Source organism: Phocaeicola intestinalis (assembly GCF_014837065.1).
Taxonomy (GTDB): domain Bacteria; phylum Bacteroidota; class Bacteroidia; order Bacteroidales; family Bacteroidaceae; genus Phocaeicola; species Phocaeicola intestinalis.
Genome location: NZ_JACSPP010000080.1, coordinates 1 through 11,367 on the forward strand (window position 1 = coordinate 1; position 11,367 = coordinate 11,367).

The 11,367-nt window shown below is 41.7% G+C and carries 7 protein-coding genes; all 7 read left to right on the forward strand.

The genetic code is table 11. The features are described 5' to 3' along the window. Positions 1-504: 504 nt before the first annotated feature. Complete coding sequence (locus H9625_RS16065; protein WP_087396776.1) at positions 505-1,080, forward strand: DUF3575 domain-containing protein; 576 nt, start codon at positions 505-507, stop codon at positions 1,078-1,080. A gap of 21 nt (positions 1,081-1,101) precedes the next feature. Continuing rightward, complete coding sequence (locus tag H9625_RS16070; protein ID WP_191765314.1) at positions 1,102-2,508, forward strand: DUF3868 domain-containing protein; 1,407 nt, start codon at positions 1,102-1,104, stop codon at positions 2,506-2,508. Between the two features lie 187 nt (positions 2,509-2,695). Beyond that, on the forward strand, positions 2,696-2,977 hold the full coding sequence (locus tag H9625_RS16075; protein WP_191765316.1) for a hypothetical protein: 282 nt from the start codon (positions 2,696-2,698) through the stop codon (positions 2,975-2,977). 181 nt (positions 2,978-3,158) lie between these two features. Then, on the forward strand, positions 3,159-5,432 hold the full coding sequence (locus H9625_RS16080) for a fimbria major subunit (protein WP_191765318.1): 2,274 nt from the start codon (positions 3,159-3,161) through the stop codon (positions 5,430-5,432). Between the two features lie 159 nt (positions 5,433-5,591). Continuing rightward, on the forward strand, positions 5,592-6,644 hold the full coding sequence (locus tag H9625_RS16085) for a FimB/Mfa2 family fimbrial subunit (RefSeq protein WP_191765320.1): 1,053 nt from the start codon (positions 5,592-5,594) through the stop codon (positions 6,642-6,644). 128 nt (positions 6,645-6,772) lie between these two features. Beyond that, a complete protein-coding gene (locus H9625_RS16090; RefSeq protein WP_191765322.1) occupies positions 6,773-7,753 on the forward strand; it encodes a FimB/Mfa2 family fimbrial subunit in 981 nt (326 codons plus the stop codon). A 10-nt stretch (positions 7,754-7,763) separates the two neighbouring features. After that, on the forward strand, positions 7,764-11,045 hold the full coding sequence (locus tag H9625_RS16095) for a FimB/Mfa2 family fimbrial subunit (RefSeq protein WP_191765324.1): 3,282 nt from the start codon (positions 7,764-7,766) through the stop codon (positions 11,043-11,045). Positions 11,046-11,367: the final 322 nt, after the last annotated feature.

The window sequence follows — 11,367 nt, forward strand, 5'->3', positions numbered from 1 at the left end:
TAAGATTATTAATCTTCAGGCTGCAAGATTATTAATCTTACAAGCGGAAGATTAATAATCTTACACCAGACGAAGTTTTCTGCGTTGGGAGAAGAAGAAAATAGCAACAACCTTTTAAATAATCTGCGTTTGATAAATTACAGTTTAAAAATGCGCGGCGAACGGAACGAAGACAGCATACTGGAACTGTGACATTGGCAAAATGTATTAAATCATACCGCTCATGGTATGACTCCTGATTCGCATTATTTAAATGTACAGACTTAGTTATGTTTCGGTACCTCTTTTTCAATGCTTTCCCATGATTTTATTATTTTTTTTGAAAAAACTTCTATTGTTTTTGCTTGTGCAAAATATTTTATTTAAGTTTGCTGCGGATTACTCATAATGTGATAAGTAGAGATTTTGTTGCAAGCTTTTTCTTTAATAGATAACCGGCTTGCATAAAGATACTAAATTAAGTAAAATGTACCGCTATAAATAGGCGGAAAAAGTAGAGATGCTATGAAATGTTTACTAACCATCTTGGTATGTATGATGGGAGTTTTCGGTTATGCACAAAAATGGGTGGTGAAGAGCAATTTGTTATATGATGTAACCACTACAATGAATGTTGCGGCAGAAGTAAGTCTCTCACCTAAATGGACATTTGATATGTCTGCTAACTGGAATCCTTGGGATTTTTCAGCAAATAAGAAATGGAAACAATTGTCTTTCCAGCCTGAAGTGCGTTATTGGTTTTGCGAAACCTTTAACGGGCATTTTGTTGGTGCACATCTGTTGGGCGGCATCTACAATATGGGAAACTGGAATACCGGTTTTACTTTCCTTGGTACCGATTTTGGACAATTGCAAGACTATCGTTTTGAAGGTTGGATGCTGGGAGCGGGTATTGCTTACGGCTATCAATGGTTGCTCTCCAGGCATTGGAGTCTGGAGGCAGAAATAGGTATCGGTTATGTTTATAGCCGGTATGACAAGTATGAGTGTCCCCATTGTGGCGATTTGCTGGAAGAAAACAAACCGCATAATTACTTTGGACCTACCAAAGCTGCTATTAATTTGATTTACGTATTTTAAAAGACGGAAGGAGGAATGGTTATGAAAACAATCTGTTTATATAGTCTGTTGGCTTTGCTTCCGTTGGTACCGGTTGCTGCCGATGAGGTGAAACGTTTACCGGGTGGTGCCGAGGTGAGTGGCGTGGACATCCGGAAGCAACGCGATAGTGTGGTGATACGTATGAACCTCAACTTAAACGGCATGGAGGTAGGGCGTAACCGCTCTATTGTAGTAACTCCTTTGTTTTATGCAGAAGGGGAAGAAGAATGGCTCCCTGCCATTGAGGTAATGGGGCGTACCCGTTATTTGTATTATCAGCGCAATGAAGAATCTCTTTACGCCGATAGTCCATATACCATTATAAAAAAAGACAAAAATGCAACACAACAGGTCGGTTATCAGGTATCTGTTCCTTATCGTAAGTGGATGGACCGTGCTTCCTTGGTAGTGGCGGAAGATACCTGCCAATGCGGTGAGGTCAGTAAAGGCAACAGCATCCTTTTAGCGCAGGCCGACTTGGTGTTTACACCTCGTCTGGCATACATCAGTCCACAGGCAGAAACCCGTAAGGCACGTGCGCTGAGTGGTGAGGCGTATTTGGATTTTCCGGTAAACAAGACGGTGATTTATCCCGAATACCGCCGGAATACGGCAGAACTGGCAAAGATACGTGCTACCATCGATACCATCCGTACCGACAAAGATTTCAGCATTACCCGAATCAGTCTGAAAGGATATGCCTCGCCCGAAGGCAGATATGCCGCCAATGTGCGCCTCTCTGAAGGACGTACCGATGCCTTGAAGGATTATCTGATGGGTGAATACGGCTTCGAAGCCTCCCTGTTCCGCACCAATGCCGGGGCTGAAAACTGGGAAGGCTTGCGCAAGTATGTGGCGCAAAGCGGTTTGGCGGATAAAGAAGCCATCCTGGCTATCATCGATAGCGAGGAAGAACCCGATGCCAAAGAGCAGCGCATCCGCAGGGAACATGCGGCGTCCTACCACATCTTGCTGCAAGACTGCTATCCAGCCCTGCGCCGTACCGATTATACGGTAGATTATGTTATCCGCGGTTTCAATGTAGAAGAAGCAAAAGAGGTCATCAAGACCCGTCCGCAAAACCTCAGCCTGCAGGAGATGTTTGCCGTAGCGCAGACCTACCAGCCCGGAAGCGAGGAATTCAATCATGTATTCGATGTAGCCGTGCGCCTGTATCCAGCCGACCCGATAGCGAACCTGAACGCCGCCAATGCGCTTTTGGAACGGAAAGAGGCCGCACAGGCACTGAAGTTCTTAGACAAAGCAGGCGATACGCCCCAAGCCGACAACGCCCGAGGCGTGGCAATGATTCTGTTGGAACGTTACGATGAGGCGGAAAGGTACTTGCGTCGTGCAGCCCAGGCAGGCGTAAGCGAGGCAAGCGAAAATTTGAAATACATTAGGTGAGCAGATGCTAGTTGACCAGGTACTAGGTACCAGTTGACTAGGTTCTGAATAGTTTAATAGTACTTGGTATCTAAAACCTAGTCACCTGGTACCTAAAGAAATAACGCTCTTTGACATAGTGGGAATAAAAGAATAATTTGTATCTTTGCATACAGATTATAAACGTAATAATGAGGAGGATAAAGCCATGACTGAGAATTCCGCATTAGCCATGCAACGCGAAGCATTGATAAACGAATTGCGAAACGTTGACGACATTGATGTAATCCAAAAAACGCAACGCTACCTAAATCGTGCTTTAGCGGCGGTAAAGAAAGCGGCAAGCAAGACGCAGGAAGAGGATGAGGAGGAATACATCAGCAAAGAAGAGTTGGAACAAAGATACCTCAGAGCCTTTACGCAGATGTATCGTGCCAAGAAAGAAGGCTGGAAATTGAAATCAGCGGAGGAACTGCTCAATGAATTATAATATCAACAAACAACGTCCGGCCAGACACAATCCCACAAAGCTACAAATATTCTTTTAAACACATTCCCTCACAACTCCAAGTCCCCTCCCCCATGGGGGAGGGTTAGGGAGGGGCTTCCCACTACGTCATAAGAGCATATAAAACGAAAGGATATTATTAACTTTTAATTTATATGCGATTATGAGAAAATTTAAGTTTTTTGCTTTGGCATTCGCGGCACTCAGCTTCGCCGCATGCTCTGACGATGCAATCGATGGGCAAGGAGGAAATACCGGCACAACAGGTGACGGCACTCCGGCTTACCTGACTATTTCGTTTGTAACGAATGGAGAAAGCAGTACTCGTTCTACAGCCGATGATGCTAATAACCAAGGTGACACGGATGGGGACCAAGAGGATAGCGGTCATGAGAACGCAGGAATGCCTGATGAACAAGCAGTAGATAAAGTACTTGTGGTTATCACGCCTGTCAATGGAGGCAATGTTAACTTTGCTAAGCTCTATAATACAAGTACAGTTACAACAGCAAATGAAGATGGAACATTTGATGTCACGAATACTGCAGCAGGTGCTCAATTTACAAACGATGAACCTATTGAGCTAACTACAGGACAATATAACGTCGTAGTGGTGGCTAATCCAGTAGATGATTTGATAACAGGAATTGCTGAAGCAGACCTCAACGCCGGTATTGCAAACAGTAATGTAGCGGAAAATCTTTATTCTGCTATTACAACCGGTATTTATACTCCAACCGAAACAGTTTTTGGAAATATTGCACAAGGACAAAAATTGAATGTAGATGATGTTGGGTTTAGAGTAATGATGGCAAGTAAGGCGTTATCATCCACTCCTGGACAGGAATATTCTGTAGAACTAGATGAAGAGAATACAGTAGAAGACCCAGCTACAGTCACCGTAAACATAGAACGTGCTTATTCTAAAATAACTTTCCGTGAAACGAAGTATAATGATGAGGATGGTAAAGAAAATATATATGAAGTACCCGTTAGAGTAGGTCAAGTAGAAGCACGGTTGGTAGAAGCAGCCATTAAAAATTCTGACATTACAGGTACAGAAGAAGGGTCAGCTACATACGTTTACAGAAAACTGAATGCAGCCTTGGATTCTGAAGGTCACGACGTGTATGTGCTGTGGGAAGCTGCGGCAGAAGGAGCTACTCCCGTATTCAAAGGCGTGTATTATCCGACAGAGGAAACGCAAATTGTAGATGTTAGCGATACTGGTACACCTCAGAACGAGAATAAGACTGTTTATGCTAAATTGGAGGCAATTACAGATGCTGCTCAATATGAAGAAGGCACTAACTATGTGATTGAAACATTAGGTCAGCCTACATCTGGTCTTACTTACCTTTCCGATGAAACTGGAGTTGTAGACCATTGGTATGTTCGTTTGGAAGGCTATGCCTTAGTCAACCTCTCTAAGAATGTCTACTATGTACGCCATACCACAGATAATTTGGGACAAAGTCCGTTTGGTACTTTGGACGGTAGCAACTACCTCTATACACCTTATTGGAGCGAAAAAAATGATAATGGTAATTTCACAACCGATGCGAATGGAAATATCGTTTTCGTAAAAGAGGATGGCGCATTTATTTCCGAAAAGTGGTTCTACAATACTTTGGCTCAAGTTTCTACCGAAAGCGAGAACCTGACTATAGATGCAACCAATAGCTTCAAGGTAGGCACCGAGAATGCGAAGTACTTCAAGGCTATGCCTACGGGCGATGACCAAGGTGAGGTAACAGGTGACGTCAGCAACGGACAACATACACAAGCTGGTGGCACACTTCCTAGTGTTGGTAAATTCATGTCCTATTGTTTTGAAAACTCTACTGATATAAATCATCAAATGCATGGTTTAAGTACTGGAATCTCGTTCGTTGCCAGAATTTATGCAGATGCAGACTGTGATGATAAAATTTCTACGCTCTACAGATATGACGGGCATCTCTTTGAATCTTTGGAGGCCATACAGGAATCGTATGGAGCTAATCTAATGAGTAAGAAGTTTAATGAATTAGTTGAAAAAGAGGAAATCAATGAAGCAGGAGTAACCAATATCACTAAAGCTGACATGAAAGCTTTGGCTGAATATAAGGCTGGTGATGAATCAACTTCGAATGTAGGTGATGCTGCTAAGAATGGTGAAGAAATTGACCTCTATGCTGATGGTATCTGCTACTACTACACTACCGAAATCAAGCATTACGACAATGGTTCCAATACATCGCTGGGTAACATGGAGTTTGCAATTATGCGTAACAACATCTATTCGTTGGCAGTAACAGGTATCAATGAAATTGGTGACCCGTATGTAGATCCGACACCGGATACACCGAATGAGAATACCGATCCGACAACTGCACTGAATGTCGAGGTACAAATCGTTCCTTGGATCGTCCGCTACAACGACATAGAGTTCTAATAACATAAGTAATAACTTTGTAGGGGCGAGGTTCGCTCGCCCGAATACATCCACGCGATACAATCAGGGCAGGCAGACCCTGCCCCTACAAAATAAAACCCAACGTACGCATCCCCACCATTATTAATTATTAACTATTAATTATTAATTAAAGAAAAGATGAAAACCTTGCTTTACTCCATACATCATCAGGTACGAAAAGCTTTGCTGGCTATGGCAATCGCCCTGCCTATGGTTTCATGCCATACCGTTTGGGACGATGACGACGATTGCCCCGTAGAAACCGAGTATCGGGTAAAGTTTGTGCACGACTATAACATGCTCTTTACCGATGCATTTGCCACGCAAGTACGTTCCATTACCCTTTATGCGTTTGACGAAGACGGCAAGCTGGTGCTCCAGCAATCCGAACAAGGCGAAGCCCTGAGCCGTGACGATTACACCATGAAGCTTGACCTTGCTCCCGGGAATTACCGGCTGGTAGCATGGGCAGGCTTGGCAGAAGGCAATGCCTATACCGTTCCCGTCCTTACCGAAAACATATCCGACAAGGAAGACCTGACGTGCCGCATCAACCGTTACCCCACAACGCTCCACGATGAGCCGATAGACTCCGTAGGCTATCTGCATCCGTTATGGCATGGCATCGTAGAAACGCAGACCCTGACACGTGCCGCAACGGAAACACAAACCATTACTCTGCCGCTGATGAAGAACACCAGCACCATCCGTGTCATCCTGCAACAACTGACGCAAGGGCAGCTGGATGCTTCGCAGTTTGACTTCACCATCACCGACGAGAACGGCATGATGACCCACGAAAACCGTTTGGTGGAAGGCGACGGCGTATTGACCTACATGCCCTATCATCAGGCGCAAGGCTCAACGGTAGTAGAAGGCGAAGCCTCCGAAGAGCAACTCAACGTGGTAGTGGCAGAACTGAGTGTAGGCAGGTTGATGGCAGATGCAGACACCCGTCTTACTATCTCCAACCGCCAGACAGGAGAAACCATATTGTCTATCCCCTTGATAGACTATCTGGAGCTTTGTCGCACGGTGGCAAACTACGACATGCCCCTGCAGGAATACCTCGACCGCGAAGACTCTTACACCATGACGTTCTTCCTCGACAGCAACCAGTCCTGGATCAACACTCAAGTAATCATCAACGACTGGATAGTCCGTTTTAACGATATAACCCCCGAACTCTAATGAAACCGCATCGCCTATATATAATAATGTGTATCCTCTCCCTGCTCTCCTTTGCCGGTTGTAGGGACGAAGAGCCTGTGCAGTCTGCCGAAAGCAAGCGGACTATCACGGTCAATTTGGGGATTGCGATGAGCAGGGTGGCGAAAGAAGACCAAGTAGTCTATGGGGATGCCAACGACATGAAGGTATGGCTTTTCGACCAGACAGGACGCTGTGTACAATATATCCCCGTGAAAGACCCGCAATTTACCGGCAGAGATATTACAGGTGATCCTGTGGAAAGTGTCAGCACAGAGTTTGATGTGACGGATGTGGAAAGCCTGCAATTTCGCGTGTTGCTGAATACAGACGGACTTGAGGATGAAAACGGCAATCCTTTGGTATTGGGCGGTGAAACAACAATAGATGAGATAGATGACCTCACTTTCCAATTCGGCACAACAATGCCCGACGGCGATAACAAAGTGCCGATGTATGGCAAAGAAAAAGAATCAATAACAATAGACAATAAGCGTGAATATAACGTGGATATCGAATTGGTTCGTGCCGTAGGCAAGTTGGAGGTGTTGTTTACAAAAGAAAGCGAAGATTCTTATCTGAAAATAAATAAAGTAGAGATAACACAAGGAATACCTACTAAAGGATATTTGGCTGAGGTTTCTGATAATGATGATAGAAGTTACGATGAAGGTTCTATAATGCTATTTGAATCAGAACAAGAACAGGAAGGGGTTATAGATGATGACATGTTTTTACCTCAAAGTGAAGCAAGTTATGGCGATTTTAGTTTGCATGCAGACAAATTTCAGAGCTTGGTCCAAGAGTATCTGCTGGAGAATCCGAATGGAAAAGAATGGAATGATGAAAAACATGATTGGACTTATCCTAATGTACCTGATGGTGAAACTTATTGTTACGTATTACAGATTGACTATCAAACTTTAGAAGGAGAAAATTCGAAAAGTAAATATATTTATTTGCCTATAATAGAAAGAAATACTTGGAATAAAATATTTGTAAGGGTAAAAAGGGAGGAAATAGATATGGAATTTGAATTATTGGTAGAGCCATGGCATGAAATAGATATCGAAGTGCCTCCTTTTGTATAATATTGGTTTTATGAAGCGTTTGATGAAATATTTAGTAATGTTTTTGTGTATGGTTGTTTGGGCATCCTCTTGCCAAGACAATGATTTGGTGGAAAGTAAGAAAACAGGTGTGGATTTGAGCCGGCCTGTAAAAACAAATTTGTCATTTGGTGTGCCGGAGTCGCATGAGGTAACGGTAACAAGGGCAGGGAATAGTGAATCGGATATTCTTTCTACAGGGGTACGTATCTATGTCTTTGATATGAATGGAAATTATTTGAGCACGCAGGATATTTTAGGAGAAAACTTGGTTGATGTTAATGAAGATCCGGAAGGACATCATTATGAAGCAAGAAATGTAACATTGTACGTTGGTAGCCAACGGGTTTATGCTTTGGCCAATATTACACATTCCGGTTATTTTGAAAATGCAACAGATTTGTTGGATAGGCTTGAAGAAAATGCAGTAGAAGGGGGAGAAAGCAGTTTTCTTGAAACTTATTACACTTTAGCAAATTCTACTGTGGATGATCAGACTTATCCTCAGTTTAGTGGCGGATATATGCCTTTAAGTGGTGTAGGTGATGTTACTGTAGATGCAAGGGGGGATACAGATGATATTGTAAGAATGAAACGGCTTGTAGCACAAGTGAAATTTATAGTAAATACGGAATATTCAATTCCTAATACTGATAGGAAAGCTGTTTTTACGCCTCAAACGTATACATTTTATAACATACCTAAGCAAGGGCTCATATTAGAAAATAAGGAAAGAACGACAGATTTTCCTGAAGATAATGCTGGAAATTTTTATAATGCGATTCCTGAAAATTTTGGTGTTATAAGCGAGACTACCAAACAAGCTACTTTTGAGAAATTTGTACCGGAAAGTATACGCCAAGGTCAGGAGACATGCGGTGATGATTATGATAAACGTGAGGCTTTTGAGGGGCAAGGAGATAATAAGGAATGGAATTATGCTCCTAAGTATGGAATGTATGTTGTATTGAGAGGAACTTATTCGGAAACAGAGACAGGTAGTGATTCTGATGGGAATGAGATAAATACGTTGAAAAAATATGGAAATGTCAGTTATACAATTCATTTAGGTGATTTTAGTGCTAATAAATTTGATAATTATGCTGTTGAACGTAATAATATATACACATATACAGTAACAGTACATGGGGTGGATAAGATAAAAGTGGAAGCTGAAACTGAAACCGGAGATTATCAAAATGGAGCGGAGGGAGATATTATAGAATTGGATGAGGCTTCGCAAGTCTTTAATTTGGATTCGCACTATGAGCAAGTATATGTAGATTTTAATTTGAACCATGTAGTGAATCTTATAAAGAGTGCGGTTGAAGAAGATGAACAGAATGGGGAAGAATTGAAAGATAAAAGATTGCGAGAACTGATAGGAGGTAACTTTATGTTGTCTTTTCGTACTCCTTTTAATAACGAAGATAAAGTTGTGCGACCTTATTATGATCCAAAACATCCAGATTATAGCGATGATGAAAGTGCATGTATGAGCGGCATCGATTATAAATGGGTGGAATTTCTTCCTCAAAACGATGCGAGTGTTATTTCTTACTATCCAAGCGATAGAAATAGTTTGCTTAACGCTTGGGAAGTATGTCATAAAATGGGTGATATTGTTTATCAGCTTTATAAAAATGGAACTGTTTCTGATAATCAAGGTTTAATTATTAGTGATGATAATGAAGTTCGCTTTACGGTTTTTGTTAATGAATATTTTTATGAACGTGATTTAGCTGGAAATAAAGTAGGATGGAAAAGTTTTACGAATCAGGAAGATCGGGTAATGTTAATAGCCAGTGAGATGAGAATTAGTTCCGATTTGAATAGTACTTATTCTACTGCACTGACATATATTTCTCAAGCTTCGATAGAAACTTTTTATAATTCGGACGATGATAATGCTATGGGAATAGAGACTTATAATGAAAATGGTAATTTAGGAGGATTTGGCTCTATTTATCCGATAGGAAGTGATACACGTTGGGTGCCAGAACATAGGGATGAAGATGGCAATTGGATTCCAGGTCATTATGAAACAGTGTATACTTACGCAGATTTTTGGACAAATGGTCGTGCGAATACAATATGCAATATATCTGATCAATTTGGACGCACAGAGGAAGATGATGTAAAATTACCTGATGGATTAAGGTGGGATCAAACAGGAGAAGAATATGGAGGTCCTAATATTCATTGGGATGAAATCGGTTATACAGCAGATAATTCTATCACAGGAAACAAACCGTTAGAAGGAGGTATCAATGGTAGGTATGTGCGAGCATATAACGCATGTCTTACACGTAATCGTGACTTGGATGGAGATGGGTATATAGATGAAAATGAGTTACGTTGGTATCTTCCTGCCATTTCCCAATATTTGCGTATTGGCATTGGATCACGTGCGTTGTCAGCTGATACGCGATTGTATAATGGTGATAAAGACCAAATGACATATGGTAGTTATCCAATTAATTATATAGATGAGGGTGCGCTATATTGGACGAGTAATGAAAGTCGAAACTTTTATTGGGCAGTAGAAATGGGAGCATATGGTTCAAGACAAGGTAGCAATGCTCAGATACGTTGCGTGCGTAATCTACCAAGAAAATCTTTGATACCTCAAGATGGAGATGCTCCTGTTGGTGCTTTAGCTGGAGCTATTTATGGAGAAGTAAAAACAATAAATAGTGGTGAAAATTATTTATTTGATTTTGGTAATCAGTTGGTTCCAAGTATATTTCGTCCTTCATCTCAGCCACAACAACGACCTTATGTATCACATAATGAAGAGGATGATGCAAATAATTTACCTGAAGCGTTTGTTGTAGCAGAGCATTATGTTAGAGAGCAGAGGCAACAAGAACAATGGCCTTTTGAAATAGTTTGGACTGATATTCGATTTAATGATTTAGAGGTTGTTTATAATCTTGATACAGATCCTTGTAATGGATATGATGAGGAAGATGGTGCAGTAGGATGGCGTACGCCTAATTTAAGTGAGTTGATGATAATGGCGCAGGCACAGGCAACCCATGCCGGTCTAAATTTATTGAAGACAGATGCGGATACTTACAGCTCTACTCAGTTTTCAAACCTTAAAGTGCGTCGTGGATTTGTATATAGTGGAAGTTTAGTGATGGCACCTGATCCAAGTCCAAATCCCGATGATTCTGAAGATATGAATTATCGTCCAGGATATATTCGTTGTGTACGTGACGCAACAATAGAGGAGCGGAATAGTGCAGTGGTATGGAATGGTAATTAGAACATACTTTAAAGAAATGGGTATTTAAAGTTTTATCAGTTTTACTTGATGCTTCTTTAACCGAAAAATAAATATATCTCTATCAACAGCAGGGAAGCGTCCCTGCACATATTTTAATTAGTAATCTCAGAAGCCGGTTCGCAGGGATGCGCGTCGGCTTCGCCTTTTAGGATGGACTTTATGGCAGAGCAAAACTGTTTGCGGACAATCTTCGGTGTATTGCTACCATGCATCATGGTATTTCCGTAAGCATTCGATAAACTACAGTCATTAAATATCTATATAATGATAGCGACTGTTACTATTGGATTCATAGTGACAG

Bases quoted from the DNA above. Each gene is read 5' to 3' on its own strand.
- H9625_RS16070 (WP_191765314.1), top strand. From the start codon at position 1,102: ATGAAAACAATCTGTTTATATAGTCTGTTGGCTTTGCTTCCGTTGGTA.
- H9625_RS16080 (WP_191765318.1), top strand. From the start codon at position 3,159: ATGAGAAAATTTAAGTTTTTTGCTTTGGCATTCGCGGCACTCAGCTTC.
- H9625_RS16090 (WP_191765322.1), top strand. From the start codon at position 6,773: ATGAGCAGGGTGGCGAAAGAAGACCAAGTAGTCTATGGGGATGCCAAC.
- H9625_RS16085 (WP_191765320.1), top strand. From the start codon at position 5,592: ATGAAAACCTTGCTTTACTCCATACATCATCAGGTACGAAAAGCTTTG.
- H9625_RS16065 (WP_087396776.1), top strand. From the start codon at position 505: ATGAAATGTTTACTAACCATCTTGGTATGTATGATGGGAGTTTTCGGT.
- H9625_RS16095 (WP_191765324.1), top strand. From the start codon at position 7,764: ATGAAGCGTTTGATGAAATATTTAGTAATGTTTTTGTGTATGGTTGTT.
- H9625_RS16075 (WP_191765316.1), top strand. From the start codon at position 2,696: ATGACTGAGAATTCCGCATTAGCCATGCAACGCGAAGCATTGATAAAC.